The sequence below is a fragment of the Paenibacillus sp. FSL H7-0940 genome (assembly GCF_037979415.1).
Taxonomy (GTDB): Bacteria; Bacillota; Bacilli; order Paenibacillales; family Paenibacillaceae; genus Paenibacillus; species Paenibacillus amylolyticus.
In genome coordinates, this window is record NZ_CP150280.1 from 4,657,096 (window position 1) to 4,677,964 (window position 20,869).

Annotated in this window: 14 protein-coding genes, 3 rRNA genes and 1 pseudogene; 7 read left to right on the top strand and 11 right to left on the bottom strand. The window is 47.0% G+C overall.

Annotated elements, in window-relative coordinates:
* Positions 1 to 40 precede the first annotated feature (40 nt).
* The 4 genes from thiM to MHB71_RS20605 all read left to right on the top strand — a co-directional run bounded on the left by thiM (position 41) and on the right by MHB71_RS20605 (position 3,573).
* Positions 41 to 853 carry a hydroxyethylthiazole kinase gene (gene thiM, locus MHB71_RS20590; RefSeq protein WP_076329810.1) on the top strand — a complete coding sequence of 271 codons (813 nt, stop codon included), beginning with the start codon at positions 41 to 43 and terminating at the stop codon, positions 851 to 853.
* Positions 850 to 1,662 (top strand): bifunctional hydroxymethylpyrimidine kinase/phosphomethylpyrimidine kinase, encoded by an 813-nt coding sequence (gene thiD / locus MHB71_RS20595; RefSeq protein ID WP_036606146.1) that lies wholly within the window; start codon positions 850 to 852, stop codon positions 1,660 to 1,662. Before thiM ends, thiD begins: the two co-directional genes overlap by 4 nt.
* Entirely contained in the window at positions 1,662 to 2,327 is a 666-nt protein-coding gene (gene thiE, locus MHB71_RS20600) for a thiamine phosphate synthase (protein WP_340027491.1), read from the top strand. The genes thiD and thiE overlap by 1 nt, the downstream gene beginning before the upstream one ends.
* Positions 2,328 to 2,829: 502 nt before the next feature.
* Complete coding sequence (locus MHB71_RS20605; protein ID WP_340027492.1) at positions 2,830 to 3,573, top strand: MerR family transcriptional regulator; 744 nt, start codon at positions 2,830 to 2,832, stop codon at positions 3,571 to 3,573.
* A 563-nt stretch (positions 3,574 to 4,136) separates the two neighbouring features.
* Here the strand turns inward: MHB71_RS20605 and MHB71_RS20610 are convergent.
* From MHB71_RS20610 to MHB71_RS20650, 9 genes and pseudogenes are all read right to left on the bottom strand, one after another.
* Positions 4,137 to 4,619 carry a hypothetical protein gene (locus MHB71_RS20610; RefSeq protein WP_051449859.1) on the bottom strand — a complete coding sequence of 161 codons (483 nt, stop codon included), beginning with the start codon at positions 4,617 to 4,619 and terminating at the stop codon, positions 4,137 to 4,139.
* 360 nt (positions 4,620 to 4,979) lie between these two features.
* Positions 4,980 to 5,606: pseudogene (locus MHB71_RS20615) on the bottom strand (deoxynucleoside kinase); the annotation flags it as partial.
* The gene (locus MHB71_RS20620; protein WP_047841693.1) at positions 5,603 to 6,226 is read right to left on the bottom strand and encodes a deoxynucleoside kinase; all 624 of its coding nucleotides are present in this window, start codon (positions 6,224 to 6,226) and stop codon (positions 5,603 to 5,605) included. The pseudogene MHB71_RS20615 and the gene MHB71_RS20620, both read right to left, overlap by 4 nt.
* Before the next feature lie 199 nt (positions 6,227 to 6,425).
* Positions 6,426 to 6,542, bottom strand: a 5S ribosomal RNA gene (gene rrf / locus MHB71_RS20625).
* A gap of 79 nt (positions 6,543 to 6,621) precedes the next feature.
* A 23S ribosomal RNA gene (locus MHB71_RS20630) occupies positions 6,622 to 9,551 on the bottom strand.
* 315 nt (positions 9,552 to 9,866) lie between these two features.
* Positions 9,867 to 11,418 (bottom strand): 16S ribosomal RNA (locus tag MHB71_RS20635).
* Together the 16S, 23S and 5S rRNA genes form the textbook arrangement of a ribosomal RNA operon.
* A 702-nt stretch (positions 11,419 to 12,120) precedes the next feature.
* Positions 12,121 to 13,296: an ABC transporter permease gene (locus tag MHB71_RS20640; RefSeq protein ID WP_340027495.1), complete on the bottom strand. Its 1,176-nt coding sequence runs from the start codon at positions 13,294 to 13,296 to the stop codon at positions 12,121 to 12,123.
* Between the two features lie 80 nt (positions 13,297 to 13,376).
* Positions 13,377 to 13,808 (bottom strand): MarR family transcriptional regulator, encoded by a 432-nt coding sequence (locus MHB71_RS20645; RefSeq protein ID WP_176873168.1) that lies wholly within the window; start codon positions 13,806 to 13,808, stop codon positions 13,377 to 13,379.
* 165 nt (positions 13,809 to 13,973) lie between these two features.
* Complete coding sequence (locus MHB71_RS20650; protein ID WP_074093608.1) at positions 13,974 to 14,141, bottom strand: DUF3934 family protein; 168 nt, start codon at positions 14,139 to 14,141, stop codon at positions 13,974 to 13,976.
* 312 nt (positions 14,142 to 14,453) lie between these two features.
* On the opposite strand from MHB71_RS20650, the gene MHB71_RS20655 reads away from it, so the two are divergent.
* The 3 genes from MHB71_RS20655 to MHB71_RS20665 all read left to right on the top strand — a co-directional run bounded on the left by MHB71_RS20655 (position 14,454) and on the right by MHB71_RS20665 (position 18,849).
* A complete protein-coding gene (locus MHB71_RS20655; protein ID WP_340027496.1) occupies positions 14,454 to 15,314 on the top strand; it encodes a PRD domain-containing protein in 861 nt (286 codons plus the stop codon).
* A 184-nt stretch (positions 15,315 to 15,498) separates the two neighbouring features.
* On the top strand, positions 15,499 to 17,397 hold the full coding sequence (locus tag MHB71_RS20660; protein WP_340027497.1) for a beta-glucoside-specific PTS transporter subunit IIABC: 1,899 nt from the start codon (positions 15,499 to 15,501) through the stop codon (positions 17,395 to 17,397).
* A 42-nt stretch (positions 17,398 to 17,439) separates the two neighbouring features.
* Entirely contained in the window at positions 17,440 to 18,849 is a 1,410-nt protein-coding gene (locus tag MHB71_RS20665; RefSeq protein ID WP_340027498.1) for a glycoside hydrolase family 1 protein, read from the top strand.
* A 101-nt stretch (positions 18,850 to 18,950) separates the two neighbouring features.
* Here the strand turns inward: MHB71_RS20665 and MHB71_RS20670 are convergent, their stop codons facing one another.
* Both MHB71_RS20670 and MHB71_RS20675 read right to left on the bottom strand, forming a co-directional pair.
* Positions 18,951 to 20,171 (bottom strand): MFS transporter, encoded by a 1,221-nt coding sequence (locus MHB71_RS20670; RefSeq protein WP_036668281.1) that lies wholly within the window; start codon positions 20,169 to 20,171, stop codon positions 18,951 to 18,953.
* Between the two features lie 32 nt (positions 20,172 to 20,203).
* On the bottom strand, positions 20,204 to 20,803 hold the full coding sequence (locus MHB71_RS20675) for a TetR family transcriptional regulator C-terminal domain-containing protein (RefSeq protein ID WP_340030210.1): 600 nt from the start codon (positions 20,801 to 20,803) through the stop codon (positions 20,204 to 20,206).
* Positions 20,804 to 20,869 lie beyond the last annotated feature (66 nt).

The following is a 20,869-nucleotide window of genomic DNA, read 5'->3' on the forward strand; positions in this document are numbered from 1 at the left end:
TTCCGCCGATCGGGTTACTTCAAAACAAGGAGGAAATTATATGTCTTATCTGGAACGTGTTCGTACGCAAAATCCGCTGGTACACAATATCACTAACCTTGTCGTGGCTCCCTTCACAGCCAATGGTCTGCTTGCACTCGGTGCGTCCCCTTTTATGGCCTATGCTCATGAAGAGGTCGCTGATGTCGCCAAGATGTCAGGAGCCGTGGTACTCAACATCGGTACACTCGATGACAAAGTCGTTCAGGCAATCCGTCTGGCAGGCCAATCGGCTAATGCGCATCACGTGCCTGTGGTGCTTGATCCGGTTGGAGCTGGCGCAACCACTTATCGCACGGAAACCGTGCAAATGCTCGTTCGTGAACTTCGTCTCACGGTACTGCGCGGCAATGTGGCGGAGGTCGCCAATGTCATCGGTGAGAGTTGGAGTATTAAAGGTGTGGACGCAGGGTCAGGTGAGGGCGACCGAATCGGCATTGCGGAGCGGGCAGCGCATAAACTTGGCTGTGTCGTGGTCATTACCGGAAAAGAAGATATTATTACTGATGGACAATCCACATTCCTCACGAGTAATGGTCATGCCCTGCTCACTCAGGTCACAGGTGCTGGCTGTCTACTCAGTTCGGTGATTGGTGCTTTTACAGCCATAGCGGAATCAGGAGCCGATCTTCTAGGCAGTGTTGTTGAAGCGCTCGCGTTTTATGGTGTAGCAGCTGAACTGGCGGCAGAGCGGACAACTCATCAGGGGCCGGGCAGCTTCCAGATTGAATTGTTGAATCAATTGGCACAAGTAACACCCGACCTCTTGGCAGAACGCTCACAGATCTGTCAGATCCGTGGAGGTGCAGTATGAGTATTGCTCAAGCGCTAACCATTGCAGGCTCCGATAACGGGGGCGGCGCAGGAATTCAGGCCGATCTAAAAACATTCCAGGAGCTTGGCGCATACGGCATGACCGTTATCACCGCTATTGCTGCCCAAAATACAACAGGTGTGCAGGGCGTTTTTCCCATCCCTTACGATGGCATTGCCCAGCAATTGGACTCGACCGGCGAAGACTTTCAACCAACCGCAACGAAGACTGGCATGTTATATAGTGCTGAGATTATTCGGCTAGTCGCTGAGAAATGGCAGCAATACCGTTGGTCGAATCTGGTCATCGACCCTGTGATGGTAGCCAAAGGTGGCGCCCCCCTTCTCCAGCAGGAAGCTGTAAAGGCGTTGGTTACGGATCTGTTGCCCCATGCCCTGATCACAACACCCAATATTCCGGAAGCGGAACTGCTTACCGGGATGTCTATCACCAATCTGAGCCAGCGGGAAGAAGCCGCAAGACGGATTGTACAGATGGGCTCAACGTATGCTTTGGTCAAAGGTGGTCATGATGAAGGAAGTGGCATGATCGTGGATGTGCTCTACGATGGGCAGTCTTTTCATTATCTGGAGAATGTTCGTGTGGTAACACGTCATACACACGGAACGGGGTGCACATACTCTGCTGCGATCACCGCAGAGCTAGCAAAGGGTTCACCTGTTCTGGCTGCCGTTACGACCGCGCGAGCATTCATTCAGGCAGCCATCGAAGATGAGCTGGGGATTGGGGCCGGACATGGGCCGACGAATCATTTTGCGTATCAGCGCAGACAGCGAGGTGAGCAGTGATGCGCCCTTGGGATGCAGAAGCGGTACAACGCGCGATGCAGGTGTATTTGGTGATGGGCAGCGTTAATACAACGCAAGACCCTGTGGAAGTGCTGCGCCAGGCCATTGCTGGCGGCATCACGCTGTTCCAGTTCCGTGAAAAGGGAACTGGCGCCCTGGTTGGCGAAGCTCGCATCACACTTGCGATGCGGCTTCGCGAGGTGTGCAGCCAGCACGGGGTCCCGTTCATCGTGAACGATGATGTGGAGCTGGCTGTATCAGTGGAGGCCGACGGCGTGCATGTCGGCCAGGATGATGCGGACGCGGCGCTAGTACGCGCCCGCATTGGAGATGGGCGGATGCTTGGCGTATCCGCCCACTCCGTGGATGAGGCGCGCCGTGCGTTGCAGGCGGGCGCCGACTACCTTGGCGTCGGGCCCATGTACCCGACGCGCTCCAAAGCGGATGCCCATGCTGTGCTGGGCCCCGCAGGGGTGGCGGAACTGCGCGCCGCAGGCATCGCAGTTCCGATTGTGGGTATCGGCGGCATTACGCCCGATACCACGGCCGCCGTGATGGCGGCTGGAGCCGACGGCATAGCCGTCATCTCCGCCATCGCGGGCGCGGCCGACGTGCGCGCAGCGGCTGCGCAGTTCGCTGCGGCAGTGCGCGGGATGCAGGCGTAGCCCTGCTCTCCCTGCACTGCTAACTCCGTGGACTGCACCGCATACATGGTGCAGCCCACAACTGCTCACGCTCCTCTCCATAACAGAGGGAGCCTTAAAACACCCCGCGGCGCGGCAGCAACCCATGTCTTCGACATAGAAGCGCATCCGCTCCCCTACAGTGACTGAATTTTACAATAATCTATATAAGTTGAACTAATCATTTAAACGATAACGGAGAGGACAGAAAAAACCTGAAGAAGCGAAGCGTTCGCCTTTATCCCCGGATTTTCCCATGAGAAAGGGGGATCGAAAAAATCTGGGGATAACAGCGATTGGAAGGTTATTCTGTCATCATAGTGTCTGTGTAAATAATCTTTAGTTCAACTTATATAGTCATACTTAGTCACCAATCCATGATCAAGATGCAGCTTCCATGCTCGCATCTTGTTTTTTCATTTTCAACGGTTGACTCTCACGTAACGTGACACTGTACAATCGGTGTTGTAAGGAGGTTTCACTCATGGCCATGAAGGTAAAAGAAGTTGCCGAACTTGCCTCGATCAGTGTGCGCACACTGCATCACTATGATGAGATCGGACTATTAACCCCGGACGAAGTAACTTCTGCCGGATATCGATTATATTCAGATGCCAACCTGGAACGGTTGCAGCAGATATTGTTTTTCAAGGAACTCGACTTCTCTCTGAAGGAGATCAAAAACATTATAACCAACCCCTCCTTCAATCCGGAAGAAGCACTTAACATGCATCGACTTATACTGCTGGAGAAGCGCCAACGCTTGGACCAGATGATTGCTACCATTGATAAAACGGTTTTACACGTGAGAGGAGAAATTAAAATGACAGCCAAAGAACAATTCGAAGGATTTGATTTTAGCCAGAATCCGTATGAACAAGAAGCGCGGGAACGTTGGGGAGACCATGCCGTCGATCACGCAAATCAGAAGCTGCACAGTAAATCAACCACAGATCAGAAGGCTCTATCCGATCAAATGAACGAAATCTACAAACATCTGGCTTCACTTCGTCACATAGAACCAGCATCTGAGGAGGCACAGGCAGGCATCAAAGAGTGGTTCACTTGGCTAAACCAAATGGGAAGCTACTCACCTGAAGCCTTTAGAGGACTTGGTCAGATGTACGTGGACGATGAACGCTTCACGCGTAATATTGATCAGTTTGGCGATGGTTTGGCTGTATTTATGAGAGATGCTATGGCTGTATTTGCTGACCAAAACAAATAATATAACCCTGTATTCAACCACATACAGTTTATTCAACTCTCATTACCATCAGATGTAGATTGTAAACGATAGTCTGGAAATTAAACCTCTGTCCGTAGTGATAAAAGTAATCTCTCGTTATCAGCTTTATCGCTGTACATGACATCAGGACATTTGAACCTTCCTCCTGTGGTGACCGTCCTTCTTGTAATTACCTTTTGAAAATGCTGAATATATACTAGGGTTACGTTGTAAATAAATTGGATCGATCCGAGTTACTACAGCCATTATGAGCGGATATCCCGCCTACTGCCCAGTGTACACACAAAAGGGACGTCCGCCCTCTCAGGCGTATCGTCCCTTTTATGTATGCAAGTAACCCAGCCGCAATGTGAACAAGCCTAACTGCTGCTCACTCTGAGTACTTTATGAATATCTTTTAAAATAGATTGCTCTTTACTACGTTTTTCTTCTGCTCCCAGTCCTTCGATATAACCTTTTCACCAGATGATTAGGATGATGAGCATTAAGTTTCTTCTGTCAAACATTCTTCATTTTGCTGCCCGCGTCCACCGTCTATCCGATTAAGCTCTTGGTGCGTGATCCGATGAAGATGCATCCGTAGCTAGACTGGTTCTCGCCATCCGGCCAGGAATCTGCCATGCAGACACAATCGCAAGCACGATGAATAATAAATCAATCGGTTGACTGAAGTACTCCTGGAAGGTTTCCACAAACGCACTGATCATCTCGCTATCAAACACGAGTTCCATCACGCTTACATCACCAAACAGTTCGGAAGTAAAATAAACCACCGTCAGATATTTCCCCAACAAAATACCAACAAGCGCAAACAGTACGGCAATAATCTTATGTACCGTCGCAATTTGTTTATTGGAGAACAACACAACTGCGTAACCTGTGAGCGCTCCAATCAGAATCGCAATTAATCCCACCTCATAATCGGTCATTGCAGCAATAGCTGCCCATACGATGCCTCCCAGAATGGCTGCAATTAAGCCACCAATGATCGGCATACCGATTTTAACTCCTTGTTTCTCTTCCACGTTGTCTTTCCCTCCTGAGTCATGCATATGCTTCTTTTCCAGAATTCACCTTTCCTATGAAACCACAAAAAGACTTATTATTCAACATTTTTCTACTTTTGGTGAGCAAATATATTTATATAACATAAAAGATATATTAAGCATCCATTTCCTTATTCGCTCGAATATCATTTTAGTTCTGTCCACAAACAACTCATAATCATTCCCTTGGGATATAAAAAAACATCCCTCCAACAGCATAATAGCCGTAGAAGGGATGTTGTCCATATCTGTATCATAGATATAACCAATGTAACCCAGAAAACTACATCGGAAAGCTCGCTCTATCTTACCTTTGTACTTCCTTGGAAGGCTGAATGACAAGCCTGCAATCTGTGCCAAAATGGCATCCACCGATGCCGGATCATGCACATCATACTCATCAATGTTCAGACGCAGCACAGGGCAAGCCGTAAACTGATCAATCCACACGGAATAGCGCTCGTGCATGTGTTCCCAGTACGAACGGTCCGTCTGAATCTCCATCTCGCGTCCGCGTTCCGTAATACGGTTTAAAATCGAAGGCAGACTGCCTTCCAGATAGATCAGCACGTCTGGATGTGGGAAATACGGTGTCATTACCATCGCTTCAAATAAACTGCTGTATGTCTCGAAATCTGTAGCAGACATGGTTCCTTGATCTGCATGCATTTGTGCAAAAATGCCCGTATCTTCATAGATGGAACGATCCTGTACGAATCCTCCACCCAGTTCAAAAATCTTTTTCTGTTCCTTGAAGCGCTCTGCCAGGAAATAAATCTGCAGATGGAAGCTCCAACGCTCGAAGTCATGATAGAACTTCTCCAAATATGGATTATGATCGACTTGTTCCAGAGAAGTCTTGAAATTCAAACGCTGTGCAAGAGCAGCCGTTAACGTGGATTTACCCACTCCAACCGTACCTGCTACCGTAATTAATGCATTCGTTGGAATGCCATAGTTATTCATATGATATACTCCTTTACGTGATTAACAATTTGCCTGAAGTGTTCAGGATGTTCCACAAAGTCGAGTTGCTCTGCATTGACCTTAATGATTACTGGCGGATTTGAGCTATTTGCCAGATAGTCCATGCCTGTTTTGTAATCAGCAATGAGTTGTTCCATATATGCCGGGTCCATGTCCTGCTCAAATGAGCGTCCACGCTTGTTAATGCGGTACATCAACGTATCGAGTTCAGCTTCAATATAAAGCACCAGATTGGGTTTTGGCAGATCATCTGTTAACAGATGATAGATTTGACGATATTTATCCCGTTTCGTTCCCTTTAAGGTACGATCGGCAAAAATCATATTTTTATAGATATGATAGTCTGAAATGACTGGGGTATTCTGCTCTACATAATGAACGCCCGTGTCTTCCAGTTGTTTAAACCGATTACACAGAAAAAACATTTCCAATTGGAAACTCCACTCGTCGATATCCTGATAAAAGGAAGCCAGAAATGGATTCTCTTCTACGATTTCTTTAACTAACGGAAGATTCAATTCATGGGAAAGCATCGTTGCCAGCGTTGTTTTCCCCGCTCCGATTGGACCTTCCACGGCAATAAACGGGGCTGATTTCATCGTGTTCACTGTTCCTCCTCGTACTTATGCGTGTTTCCGTTTTCTATATAGACCTCACCTATTGTATCACAGCTTTAAGGATTGGAACGCCAGTATTTTATGTATATAACAAGTCAAATCAGAACTAATGAATTACATAAAATAAATTACATTAAAATAAAAAAGACACACTCGATATCATCAAGTGTGTCTTCCTGTTGCTTGGCGGCGTCCTACTCTCCCAGGACCCTGCGGTCCAAGTACCATCGGCGCTAGAGGGCTTAACGGTCGTGTTCGGGATGGGTACGTGTGGAACCCCTCCGCCATCGCCACCAAACGCATAGCATAGCTTACATTTCAGAGATCGTTCTCTGAAAACTAGATTCGAAACGAAACATGCGATTTAGAACTTGCTATTGGATAAGCCCTCGACCGATTAGTACTGGTCAGGCTCCATGCATTGCTGCACTTCCACCCCCAGCCTATCTACCTCGTCGTCTTCAAGGGGTCTTACATACTGGGAAATCTCATCTTGAGGGGGCTTCACGCTTAGATGCTTTCAGCGTTTATCCCGTCCGTACATAGCTACCCAGCGGTGCTCCTGGCGGAACAACTGGTACACCAGCGGTACGTCCATCCCGGTCCTCTCGTACTAAGGACAGGCTCCTCTCAAATTTCCTACGCCCACGACAGATAGGGACCGAACTGTCTCACGACGTTCTGAACCCAGGCTCGCGTACCGCTTTAATGGGCGAACAGCCCAACCCTTGGGACCTACTTCAGCCCCAGGATGCGATGAGCCGACATCGAGGTGCCAAACCTCCCCGTCGATGTGGACTCTTGGGGGAGATAAGCCTGTTATCCCCAGGGTAGCTTTTATCCGTTGAGCGATGGCCCTTCCATGCGGTACCACCGGATCACTAAGCCCGACTTTCGTCCCTGCTCGACTTGTAGGTCTCGCAGTCAAGCTCCCTTATGCCTTTGCACTCTTCGAATGATTTCCAACCATTCTGAGGGAACCTTTGGGCGCCTCCGTTACTCTTTAGGAGGCGACCGCCCCAGTCAAACTGCCCACCTGACACTGTCCCCGCACCGGATTACGGTACCAGGTTAGAACCTAGATACGATCAGGGTGGTATCCCAACGTTGCCTCCACGCAAGCTGGCGCTCACGTTTCAAAGGCTCCCACCTATCCTGTACAGATCGTACCCAAATTCAATATCAAGCTGCAGTAAAGCTCCATGGGGTCTTTCCGTCTTGTCGCGGGTAACCTGCATCTTCACAGGTATTAAAATTTCACCGGATCTCTCGTTGAGACAGCGCCCAAGTCGTTACGCCATTCGTGCGGGTCAGAATTTACCTGACAAGGAATTTCGCTACCTTAGGACCGTTATAGTTACGGCCGCCGTTTACTGGGGCTTCGGTTCACAGCTTCGGATTGCTCCTAACCACTCCCCTTAACCTTCCAGCACCGGGCAGGCGTCAGCCCGTATACTTCGCCTTACGGCTTCGCACAGACCTGTGTTTTTGCTAAACAGTCGCTTGGGCCTTTTCACTGCGGCCCCCTCGTGCTATTCACACTACCGGGGCACCCCTTCTCCCGAAGTTACGGGGTCATTTTGCCGAGTTCCTTAACGAGAGTTCTTCCGCGCGCCTTAGAATACTCTTCTCGCCTACCTGTGTCGGTTTGCGGTACGGGCACCTTCACCTGGCTAGAGGCTTTTCTTGGCAGTGTGAGATCATGACCTTCGCTACTATAATTTTCGCTCCCCATCACAAACCAGCCTTAATGATGTGCGGATTTGCCTACACATCAGCCTTACTGCTTAGACGGACATCCATCAGTCCGCGTCACTACCCTACTGCGTCCCCCCATTGCTCATAACGGCTTACGGTGGTACAGGAATTTCGACCTGTTGTCCTTCGACTACGCCTTTCGGCCTCGCCTTAGGTCCCGACTTACCCTGAGCGGACGAGCCTTCCTCAGGAACCCTTAGGCTTTCGGCGGATCAGATTCTCACTGATCTTTTCGTTACTCATACCGGCATTCTCACTTGTATAATGTCCAGCGCTCCTTACGGTACACCTTCAACCCTTATACAACGCTCCCCTACCCCTGATGCAAAGCATCAAGCCATAGCTTCGGTGGTGTGTTTAGCCCCGTTACATTTTCGGCGCAGAGTCACTCGACCAGTGAGCTATTACGCACTCTTTCAATGGTGGCTGCTTCTAAGCCAACATCCTGGTTGTCTGTGCAACTCCACATCCTTTCCCACTTAACACACACTTGGGGACCTTAGCTGATGGTCTGGGCTGTTTCCCTTTTGACAATGGATCTTAGCACTCACTGTCTGACTCCCGGAAGTAAGTCTATGGCATTCGGAGTTTGACTGAGCTTGGTAACCCTTGCGGGCCCCGCACCCAATCAGTGCTCTACCTCCACGACTCTGTTTTCCGAGGCTAGCCCTAAAGCTATTTCGGGGAGAACCAGCTATCTCCGAGTTCGATTGGAATTTCTCCGCTACCCCCACCTCATCCCCGCATTTTTCAACATGCGTGGGTTCGGGCCTCCAGTGCGTGTTACCGCACCTTCACCCTGGACAGGGGTAGATCACCCGGTTTCGGGTCTACGTCCACGTACTAATTCGCCCTATTCAGACTCGCTTTCGCTGCGGCTCCGGCTCTTCACCTTAACCTTGCACGGGAACGTAACTCGCCGGTTCATTCTACAAAAGGCACGCCATCACCCCTAAAACGGGCTCTGACTTTTTGTAAGCACACGGTTTCAGGTTCTATTTCACTCCCCTTCCGGGGTGCTTTTCACCTTTCCCTCACGGTACTGCTTCACTATCGGTCGCTAGGAAGTATTTAGCCTTGGCAGATGGTCCTGCCGGATTCATACGGGGTTTCACGTGCCCCGCACTACTCGGGATCCGTCTCGGAGGGAACAGACTTTCAACTACAGGGCTTTTACCTTCTTTGGCGGGCCTTTCCAGACCTCTTCGCTTAACCGGTTCCTTTGTAACTCCATGTGAGACGTCCCACAACCCCAAAGAGCAAGCTCTCTGGTTTGGGCTTCTCCGCGTTCGCTCGCCGCTACTGACGGAATCACTATTGTTTTCTCTTCCTCAGGGTACTTAGATGTTTCAGTTCCCCTGGTATGCCTCTGCATAACCTATGTATTCAGTTATGAGTAACTGGAAATTACCCCAGCTGGGTTTCCCCATTCGGACACCCCCGGATCAAAGCTTGCTTACAGGCTCCCCGAGGCAGTTTCGTTGTTCGCCACGTCCTTCATCGGCTCCTAGCGCCTAGGCATCCTCCGTGTGCTCTTAGTAGCTTAACCATTTTGTTCCGGTTTCGGTCGCTCGCTTCCCTTGGTTTGGACTACGTCCAAATCCAAAAGTCGCTCTCACCCGATACCCTCACAAAAGCAATTTGACTACCGTTTTTATTGAAACTTGTTTAACACAAGTTCAGCTAAAAAGGAATGTTCTAATTCGCGTTTGTTTCGTTTCGATATCTAGTTTTCAAAGAACAAGCTCCATGCAAAAGCAAGCTGTTTGAGAGTTTGAGGCTCTCAAAACCGAACAACGAGTGAGTGTTTTGCAGCTAAGCTGCATATTTGAATGTTTCCGTTGCAGGAAACGATTCTCCATAGAAAGGAGGTGATCCAGCCGCACCTTCCGATACGGCTACCTTGTTACGACTTCACCCCAATCATCTATCCCACCTTCGGCGGCTGGCTCCTTGCGGTTACCCCACCGACTTCGGGTGTTATAAACTCTCGTGGTGTGACGGGCGGTGTGTACAAGACCCGGGAACGTATTCACCGCGGCATGCTGATCCGCGATTACTAGCAATTCCGACTTCATGCAGGCGAGTTGCAGCCTGCAATCCGAACTGAGACCGGCTTTGTTGGGATTGGCTCCATCTCGCGATTTCGCAGCCCGTTGTACCGGCCATTGTAGTACGTGTGTAGCCCAGGTCATAAGGGGCATGATGATTTGACGTCATCCCCACCTTCCTCCGGTTTGTCACCGGCAGTCTATCTAGAGTGCCCATCCGAAATGCTGGCAACTAAATATAAGGGTTGCGCTCGTTGCGGGACTTAACCCAACATCTCACGACACGAGTGACGACAACCATGCACCACCTGTCTTGAATGTTCCGAAGAAAAGGTACATCTCTGCACCGGTCATTCAGATGTCAAGACCTGGTAAGGTTCTTCGCGTTGCTTCGAATTAAACCACATACTCCACTGCTTGTGCGGGTCCCCGTCAATTCCTTTGAGTTTCAGTCTTGCGACCGTACTCCCCAGGCGGAGTGCTTAATGTGTTAACTTCGGCACCAAGGGTATCGAAACCCCTAACACCTAGCACTCATCGTTTACGGCGTGGACTACCAGGGTATCTAATCCTGTTTGCTCCCCACGCTTTCGCGCCTCAGCGTCAGTTACAGCCCAGAGAGTCGCCTTCGCCACTGGTGTTCCTCCACATATCTACGCATTTCACCGCTACACGTGGAATTCCACTCTCCTCTTCTGCACTCAAGTCACCCAGTTTCCAGTGCGATCCGGGGTTGAGCCCCGGGATTAAACACCAGACTTAAATGACCGCCTGCGCGCGCTTTACGCCCAATAATTCCGGACAACGCTTGCCCCCTACGTATTACCGCGGCTGCTGGCACGTAGTTAGCCGGGGCTTTCTTCTCAGGTACCGTCACCTTGAGAGCAGTTACTCTCCCAAGCGTTCTTCCCTGGCAACAGAGCTTTACGATCCGAAAACCTTCATCACTCACGCGGCATTGCTCCGTCAGGCTTTCGCCCATTGCGGAAGATTCCCTACTGCTGCCTCCCGTAGGAGTCTGGGCCGTGTCTCAGTCCCAGTGTGGCCGATCACCCTCTCAGGTCGGCTACGCATCGTCGCCTTGGTGAGCCGTTACCTCACCAACTAGCTAATGCGCCGCAGGCCCATCCCCAAGTGACAGATTGCTCCGTCTTTCCAGTTCTCTTCAGGCGAAGAAAACAACTATTCGGTATTAGCTACCGTTTCCGGTAGTTGTCCCAAACTTGAGGGCAGGTTGCCTACGTGTTACTCACCCGTCCGCCGCTAACCATCAGAGAAGCAAGCTTCTCTTCAAGTCCGCTCGACTTGCATGTATTAGGCATGCCGCCAGCGTTCGTCCTGAGCCAGGATCAAACTCTCCAATAAAGTATTGAAAAGAGCGATAAGCTCATTTTGAATCTGACGAGATTAAAAATCTCATTTGTGCTCCAGTCGATTCAAGCCAAGGCTTGTCTCAAACTTTCGCGTTCATTCTGCAAGCAGAATGTTTACTCACTCGTTGTTCAGTTTTCAAAGATCAAACTTATTTCGTTACCGAATGTTGTTCTCTTCAGCAACTCTTATATAATATCATGTCCGAACCAACTTTGCAAGCTCTTTTTTTAAGTTTCTTTCGAAGCTTATTTCATTTGCTTGCCACACCAGTGTTAAACCGTGTTTTCTTGGCCGGATTAATAATATATCACGTATAGATATTAATTACAATACTTAATTTAATAAAATTCATTTACCACAAATCAACAACCTGTACTGTGTCGCTCTCCTCTATCCCAGTGTAAAGTTTATTATAGCTTAAATGACATTTTTTCAATTCATACATCGTAATACATGTCTAATTGATTTTAAACTTATTAGCCTACATCTCCTCTCTTATATTTCAGCTTCATTAATATGCTCAATTTAGGTTGTCCTTTTATCAAGGTCATGTAAGATTACTGGGGGCACTGTAAGTTACCACGAGTATAAGTAGAGGTATTATAAAAGATAAACAAAAAAAGTGATGCACGCATATAACTATACGTGAACCACTTTCTTGTGTGTCATTACATTATATATAGAAGGAAACTCTTAATGTTGTGCCTGTGCTGATGCTGGAGGCGTCATCGTCATTTGTCCATTACCTGCTTTTTGCATACCAACTCGCAGCAACGTAATTCCCCACGTAATAATCGAGATCAATAGAAGATGAACCATGTATCCCCCAACTGCTTCTCCACTATAGATCAAACGCATAAATCCCTGTACCCCATTGGAAGCGGGCAGAAAGTTTCCGATATAACGGTAGAATGGCGCCAGCATCTCGGCTGGAATTATATTTCCTGCTGTCATCAACTGGAGCGGAACCATCGCTACATTAAATAGAGGACCTGCATTGCCAAACAGGGCAAAACTCATTTGTGTAAAACAGATACAAGCCAGACTCACCAGCACATGATACAGATACAAAGCGCCGAAGGAGCTCGCAACATCTGTGAACTGAAGAGCTACTGTATCCACAATTAGGGGAACAATCAAAGCTATACACAATAACAGCAATTGCCGTCCCCAGAAGATTTCCCATTTGGAATGGATACGCTTCATGATATTCGACGTAATATTAAACTGAATATTCATAGTCATCGAAGCAATATAGGTGATAAAACCCAAAATCATGGGCAGCATCGATGTTGCAAAATCACTCACGCTGTTCGTTTTATTAATTTCAGCCTTCACAGGCCCTTCATTCATCTTCGCCATCGCTTGTCCAATAGCTGCACTCAGTCCATCGCTGTTTATACTATCGTTATTGAGTGTCACTTGAACCTTGGATTCCAGAATCCCTTGACCCATTTGTGCAGTCATTCCGGTCGCAGCATGTTCCACAATGGATTTGGCTACATCGGCATTTCCCTGATTGATATAAAAGGACAAGCTCGCCTCTGTACCTCCTTCAATCTGGTCAGTGAATCCTTCCGGAATAATAATAACCATCGCATAGTTACCTGCATTCATCTGTTGCTCAGCTTCCTCGGCAGAACCCAGTACATTGACATGGAAAGGCGCGAGCGTTTCAACCTGCTTCTGCACCTCTGTTCCCTGTGCCCCGTCTTCGTTCACCAGAGCAACTTGAAGTTGATCCACTCTCTCCGTGGCTTGATGATAACCCGTCATCCAGATCACAACAAATAACAGCGGAACAATCAATGCAAAAACCAATCCTATTTTTGTCTGTGGCACTTTAAGAAAATCTTTGAAGCTTTTCATTCGTTCACGACTCCCATTAGTTAAAATTAAAATAATTGCACTACATATATATGCACATGCACATATTTGGCCAAAAAAATTTATTTCATCTTTTCATAGATGCGATTCATCACATTCAGGAATGCTTCAAGCTCTTCAGGAGAACATTCGGCGAGTGCCTCTTGCTCTTGCTGTTTTGCCTTTGGTGTCAGAACGTTATTCATTTCCAGTCCTTCCGCCGTCAAACAAAGCAATACCGCTCTGCGATCCTGTGGATCTTCTTCTCTTGTCACCAGACCTTTGCGAATCAACTTGTCTATAATTTTGCCTACTGTTGTCTGGTCCCGCACTGTTAATTCAGCCAGTTTTTTCTGTGATATATGGCTTCCAGCCTTGCTCAATTCATTCAAGACTGCAAATTGTTCCGGAGTAATATCCTGTTCACTCAGATTTCTGGTTGTTGTTTTTTTGTATGCCAGATACGTCCGTGACAGAATCAGTCCAAGTGGATTTTCATCCATATTAACAGGCATGCTGTTGCTCCTTCCTCTATATAGTAGCACTACCATCTAATTTGCGTAAGCTCTATATTATTACCATATTTACATTACTGTCAATTTAATTTTTTATCTTTTCAAGCAAAAAGAGACCCACCCGTTAGTCAGGCAGCTCTCTCCTCTGGCATCGTCAAGCCATACTTACTCGGGCTTGCCACTTGAAGTTTCGGTATCGTCCTTCTTCTTTGTGCCTTTACTTTTATAAGGCTTCGGTGCACTTTTCGCCCGGTTAGCAGCGGCTTGCCAACGGTTCCAGCCTTTTTTACCCGTACCACGGCCGGTGCCGCCTTTTCCTTTTGCATTGCTCATGTTATCACTCCAATAATCCTGTATATGCTTAAAAATGACCGTCCTCGGTAACTTATTATGCAACCCAGCCCATCTAATTCACTTCCAGCATTTCTTATTATACCAAAAATCCACGTCTTTACGTCCATTTCCATAAATCATTGTATTGTTATTCTGTTATGAAAGCGGTATAGTGGACATAATTGAAAGAGGAAGCTGCGTCTTCTTCGGGATTGTTACTGGTAAGCAGGCGATACCCAAACCAAGGCTGTCTATTAAGCCTTAGTTTGGGTTTTTTGTTATTATTACGACCAATTGAGGTGAAACACATATATGATCATCCGTCAGATTTTTAACAACAATGTCATCCGGGCTGAGAACCAGGTTGGTCACGAATTTGTTGTCATTGGCAACGGTCTTGGATTCAAAAAGAAAAATGGACAGCCTGTGGATGAGGATAAAATCGAAAAAACCTTTGTGCTGAAATCGGATAAAATACCGCAAAAATTAATTGATCTGATTGGGGAAACATCGGTCGAATATTTGAAGTTAGCAGACGAAATTGTGGGCCATGCCAAAAAGGAAATGGGCGATATTTTTAGTGATAATATCTATATCTCATTGATCGATCATATTCAGTTTGCCATTACCCGGTACCGTAAATCCGTCGGGCTGAAGAATTCTCTTTTGTGGCAGATTAAGAAGTTTTACAAGAAGGAATTTGGGATTGGCATGAACGCTGTGGAGCTGATTCAGGAACAATTTGGCATCCAAATGGATGAACATGAGGCCAGCTTTATTGCGATGCATTTTGTAAACGCTCGTCAAGATGCTCAAGGTATGAAACAAACCGTTGAAATTACCGAAGTGATTGATGATATCTTCAATATTGTGACTAATCATTACCAAATTGCCCTGGATGAAAATTCGTTTAATTATTCCCGGTTTATTACCCATCTTCAATATTTTGTGCAGAGAATGTTGAGTAATGAACAGGAGCAATTTGCTTCAGGAGATAACTTTCTGTATGAGCAGGTGAAGGACAAATATAGCAAGGCTTTTGAGTGCACACAACGGATCAATCAGTACCTTGAAGACAAGTTTGAAAGTGCCATGTCCATTGATGAAAAGGTGTATTTAACGATTCATATTCAACGTGTCACTTCCCGTAACGAGTTGCTGGACACGGAATAAAAAAAGCTTGCAAACGATTTCGGCGTCATATATAGTAGGTCTCACAACTTAACGACAAGGATTGTTACTGCTCAAGCAGGCGATACCTAAATGATTGGCAACAGGTCATCTTTCCGATGATCATAGCCATTCGTTTAGGTATTTTTTTGTTTTCAGGCAATCTTAACAACAAAGGAGAATGAACATGGATCATAAAAAAATGGGGGATGACATCGTTCGTCTCGTCGGCGGAGAAGCCAATATCAACGGTCTTGTCCACTGTGCGACCCGGCTGAGATTCGACCTGAAAGATTCGAAAAAGGCCGAACGCGAAACGCTTGAAAAGCATGACGGCATTATTACCGTTGTAGAAAGCGGCGGCCAGTTCCAGGTTGTCATCGGTAGTAACGTGGCTCATGTATATGCGGAGATTATGAAAAACCGGGATTTTGGAGGAGATTCCTCCTCATCGGCTGAGTCTACAGGGGAAAAAACCTCGCTATTATCCAAAGTTTTTGAAATTATATCCGGAAGTTTCTCGCCGTTAATCCCGGCTATGGCAGGATCAGGTATGCTAAAAGCTTTGCTGACTGTCCTGACCATGCTCGGATGGATGTCGGATACAAGTGACACATACCTGATTTTATCTGCTGCCGGCAACGCTGTATTTTATTTCTTGCCTATCTTCCTCGGCATCACACTGGGTATGAAGCTGAAAGCCAATCCTTATGTAGCTGGCGTAATTGGTGCCGCTCTGATGGAACCGAGCTTCACCGGGCTGATGGATAAGGGCTCCGATGTATCATTCCTGGGTATACAGGTTGTCATGATGAATTATTCAGCCAGCGTATTCCCAATCTTCATATCGATTAGTATCTACGCTGTTCTCAATAAGTTACTCAAGAAAATCATTTTGAAAGACCTGCAATTGTTCCTTGTACCGATGATTGCTTTGATGATTATGGTTCCTCTGTCCGCAATGGCCTTTGGACCATTCGGCACCACGGTAGGTGACTGGATCTCCTCCGGCGTAACTTGGCTCATTGGGGTCAGCGGTATATTATCAGGGGTTGTACTCGGTGGATTCATGACCTTCATGGTTGTGTTCGGACTCCACTGGGGCTTTACTCCAATCACGATACAGAATATCGGGGTTGGCGGCGATCCGATTGAAGCCATGGCTGCTGCAGCTGTATTTGCACAAATCGGTGTAGCCTTCGGTATTTTCCTGAAAGCCAAAAAGAACAAAACCCTGCGCACTCTTGCTGGCTCAACCAGCCTTACAGGTTTACTTGCAGGAGTCACTGAACCAATTGTATATGGTCTGATCCTGCGTTATAAACGTGTGATTCCTATTGTGGTTATCGCAGGTGCGATCGGCGGTGCCATCAATGGTCACTTTGGTGTTAAAATGACTGCTTATGTGTTCCACAATATATTTGCCATTCCTGTCTATACACCAACGGTTGTCTACGTGATTGCGATTGCCTGCTCCTTTGCGGTAGCCGCGGTATTAACGGTGATGTTTGGTTACGAAAGCAAAACGAAAGACACAGTTTCCGAGAAAGATGATTCTGTCTCCAGCACATCGGCTGAAAGTACGCCGGCTGAACTTCCTGTCGTTCCTGAGACCAAAACAACGGAGATCAAGAAAGAACAAATTTATAGCCCACTTACTGGTAAAGCCGTAGCACTGAATACCATTAACGACCCAGCCTTTTCGACTGGTGCTATGGGCAAAGGTTTGGCGATTGTCCCTGAGATTGGCGAAGTTGTCGCTCCCGTAGATGGCGTTGTCACTTCCCTCTTCCCAACTGGACATGCCATTGGATTAACCACCAACGCAGGAACGGAAATCCTGATTCATATCGGCATCAATACAGTAGCGCTAAAGGGAAAACACTTCTCTCCAGTTGTTCAGGAAGGTGATATCGTCAGACAGGGCGATCTGTTGATCCAGTTTGACATCGATAAGATCAAGGAAGCCGGATACGAAACCGTAACACCTGTCATTGTCACTCTAACGCAACAAGAAGTGGATGTGTTCGAAACAACTCAGGAACAGGTACAGAAAAATGATGTCCTGCTGACTCTCGTAGTCTGACCCAACTTATATTATACGAATTTAATTTAGGAGGAACTAACCATGAAACATACTCAACTGAAACCATTTCCTAAAGATTTTTTCTGGGGAGGTTCAACCTCTGCCTATCAGATTGAGGGAGCCTGGAATGAAGATGGTAAAGGCCCTTCTGTCATCGACATGGGGAATCATGTGGAAGGCGTAACCGACTTCAAGGTAACCAGTGATCACTATCATATGTACAAAGAAGATGTGGCGTTGCTCGCCGAAATGGGCTTCAAAGCCTACCGCTTCTCCATCGCATGGACACGCATCTATCCGCAAGGAGCAGGTGAAGTGAATCCGAAGGGCCTCGCCTTTTACGATTCCCTCATTAATGAGTTGATTAAATACGGTATTGAGCCCATTGTGACGATGTATCACTTCGATCTTCCTTATGCGCTTGAAGAAAAAGGCGGCTGGTCCAACCGAGCAACGATTGATGCTTTTGAACAATATGCCAAGACTCTTTATGAAAACTACGGAGATCGGGTTAAATATTGGCTGACCATCAACGAACAAAATATGCTAATCCTGCATCCTGGCTCTCTGGGTACACTGGATACAACACTTGTTGATCCGCAAAAAACACTGTATCAGCAAAATCATCACATGCTGGTTGCTCAAGCTAAAGCCATGGTCCTGTGTCATGAAATGCTGCCTGAAGCCAAGATTGGCCCAGCTCCTAATATCGGTGTAATTTACCCGGCGAGCTCCAAACCGGAAGACACACTCGCGGCTGATAACTATGCTGCCATTCGTAACTGGCTCTATCTCGATATGGCGGTATATGGACGTTATAATCATATTGCCTGGAGTTATCTCGAAGAGAAAGGATATACTCCCATCATTGAAGACGGAGATATGGACATCCTAGCTCAAGGAAAACCTGACTTTATTGCGTTCAACTATTATACTTCCCAAACGGTTGGTGAAAGCCTGAACGATGGTAATGACTTCTCCCATACAGGAGACCAGCATGAAATCGTAGGTGAACCGGGCGCATATAGAGGATCTGTGAATCCCAATCTGCAAAAAACGGAGTTTGGCTGGGAAATTGATCCCGTGGGCTTCCGCTCTACCCTGCGCCAGATCTACTCCCGTTATCACCTGCCATTGATTGTTACGGAAAATGGTCTGGGTGCCTTTGATAAACTGGAGGAAGGCGACGTGGTTAACGATCCATATCGTATTGAATTCTTCAATAAACATATCGAACAGATTCAACTGGCGATTACGGACGGCGTGGATGTATTTGGCTTCTGCCCTTGGTCTGCGATCGATCTGGTCAGCACACATCAAGGGTCGAGCAAACGTTATGGATTCATCTATGTGGATCGTGAGGAATTCGATATCAAGAAATTGAGACGTATCCGCAAACAGAGTTTCCACTGGTATCAAAAACTGATTGAAACGAATGGAGAAATTCGTTAATACACGCACTAATAAAAAAGTCGACTGCACATGAAACATGTGTAGTCGACTTTTTTGGTGTTGATGCATTGATATGGAAGCTTTATTTTCCAATTATAAAATTACATTTCAGCCTTCGGTTGTTTTACCGCTTTGGCCCCTCTGAGTACTCGTAGGGATAACAGGAAACAGATCGCCAGAACGGCAGCTGCTGAAACATAAGGATAGTTAATATTCACATCGAACAGTGCTCCAGCTACGATTGGACCTGCGATATTCCCCAAACTGGTATACGCCGAGTTCAGTCCGGCCACAAAGCCCTGTTGTTCTTGTGCCAGTTTGGACATCTGTGTACTGATCGCCGGACGTAAAATATCCATACCCAGAAAGACGATAAACGTTACGACGAGAATCATCCAGTACGTACTTACAAACAAGGTCAACAGTACAAATACGGCTACAAATAACAGACAGACTGAAATGACCATCTTTTCACCAAATCGATTGAGCAACCAACCGATCAAGGATACTTGCACAACCGCACCCGCGATGGAGCCAAATGTAATAATAAATGCAATGTCTTTGGTCGTGAAGCCAAACTTGTGATCCACAAATAGTGAAAATACCGTCTCATAGTTCGCCAGACCAAATGCCATAACAAACACAATAATCAAGCTGAAAAAGTACGGTTCACGGTATGAATTCAGCAATTGGGATACCATACCCGGAGCTTTGACCTTCGTTAAACCAGGGATAGGTTTACTTTGTTCTCCTGTGCTTCGTGTGGATTCCGGCAAAATAATCAATGTAATGATGGATGCCAGCAAACCGGCAACCCCAGCGGCGTAGAAGGGAATTCGAATGCCAAAGTCCGCAATGTATCCACCAATTCCCGGACCGATGATAAATCCGGTTGTAATCGCTGCATTAATCAATCCCATACCTTTGCCGCGTTCTTCCTCTGTTGTAATATCTGCGGTGTAAGCCATAACCGCCGGGAAGATCATCGCTGCACCAATACCACCAAGCATCCGGGCTGCGAAGAGTAGCACTGGTGCGTTGACAGCACCAAACATAAACTCGGATACAGCAAAGATCAGCATGCCGCCAACGATAATTTTCTTACGTCCCCATGTATCCGACCAACGACCCGCAAGCGGGGAGAACAGAAACTGGGTGAAGGAAAATGCCGCTACCAGCAATCCAACCGTGAATCCGGTGATATGCAGTAGATCCATATACGCAGGCATGATCGGCACAACGAGACCAATACCCGTAAAAACGAGAAAAATATTAAACATTAACAGCAGCAATGCGCCCCTGTTCCGTGTTAGTAATGCCATGATTCCATCCTCCGTAATAGTCAAAATGTTACTTAATCTTTATCTTTTGCAATCCCGTGCAAGAATACACTGGCAGCCTGGCGGTATAACGCAAGAGCCTGATCAGGCTCCATCCCCCGTGACATCTGACTAAGGCCAATAATGGTACTTTCCAATATGAGCGCGAGATTATCTACATTGTCTGCTTTGAACTCACCGCTCTCAATGCCTTGCTCTATCATTTGTTTATTAAATTGAATATGCCGCTCAAACATTAAGGAGATCCGCTCCTCAATATCATTTTCTTTCTTTTCCCCTGTGAAGAACTCATCAGCTGCCTTCGTCAGCGGGTGATTCATGTCATCCATGACGAGTTGTTCAGCCAGTCCGTATATCTTTTCCGTGGAGGTGCGATAGAGATGTTCTTTGGCCGCCCAACTCTCTTCCCACTCCCGATCCCACTCATCGATTAGATAGAGGAACAGACCTTCCTTACTTTTAAAATGGTAATATATATTGCCTTTGCTGCTGCCCGTCGCAGCTACAATATCCTCAATAGACGTTGCTTTATAACCTTTTTGTACAAAAAGGGCTTTGGAAGCATCCGCAAGTTTTTTCTTGGTCTGCTCGGTTTGAAGTTGCTTTTTATTCATATTCATTCCATTTCACTCCGTCCCATCCATACTGAACATTCGTTCTGTATTTTAACAGATGCACCC

Excerpts from the sequence above, each read along its gene's own strand:
- thiM (WP_076329810.1), top strand. The coding sequence starts at position 41 with ATGTCTTATCTGGAACGTGTTCGTACGCAAAATCCGCTGGTACACAAT.
- thiD (WP_036606146.1), top strand. The coding sequence starts at position 850 with ATGAGTATTGCTCAAGCGCTAACCATTGCAGGCTCCGATAACGGGGGC.
- thiE (WP_340027491.1), top strand. The coding sequence starts at position 1,662 with ATGCGCCCTTGGGATGCAGAAGCGGTACAACGCGCGATGCAGGTGTAT.
- MHB71_RS20605 (WP_340027492.1), top strand. The coding sequence starts at position 2,830 with ATGGCCATGAAGGTAAAAGAAGTTGCCGAACTTGCCTCGATCAGTGTG.
- MHB71_RS20620 (WP_047841693.1), bottom strand. The coding sequence starts at position 6,226 with ATGAAATCAGCCCCGTTTATTGCCGTGGAAGGTCCAATCGGAGCGGGG.
- MHB71_RS20640 (WP_340027495.1), bottom strand. The coding sequence starts at position 13,296 with ATGAAAAGCTTCAAAGATTTTCTTAAAGTGCCACAGACAAAAATAGGA.
- MHB71_RS20645 (WP_176873168.1), bottom strand. The coding sequence starts at position 13,808 with ATGCCTGTTAATATGGATGAAAATCCACTTGGACTGATTCTGTCACGG.
- MHB71_RS20650 (WP_074093608.1), bottom strand. The coding sequence starts at position 14,141 with ATGAGCAATGCAAAAGGAAAAGGCGGCACCGGCCGTGGTACGGGTAAA.
- MHB71_RS20655 (WP_340027496.1), top strand. The coding sequence starts at position 14,454 with ATGATCATCCGTCAGATTTTTAACAACAATGTCATCCGGGCTGAGAAC.
- MHB71_RS20660 (WP_340027497.1), top strand. The coding sequence starts at position 15,499 with ATGGATCATAAAAAAATGGGGGATGACATCGTTCGTCTCGTCGGCGGA.
- MHB71_RS20665 (WP_340027498.1), top strand. The coding sequence starts at position 17,440 with ATGAAACATACTCAACTGAAACCATTTCCTAAAGATTTTTTCTGGGGA.
- MHB71_RS20670 (WP_036668281.1), bottom strand. The coding sequence starts at position 20,171 with ATGGCATTACTAACACGGAACAGGGGCGCATTGCTGCTGTTAATGTTT.
- MHB71_RS20675 (WP_340030210.1), bottom strand. The coding sequence starts at position 20,803 with ATGAATAAAAAGCAACTTCAAACCGAGCAGACCAAGAAAAAACTTGCG.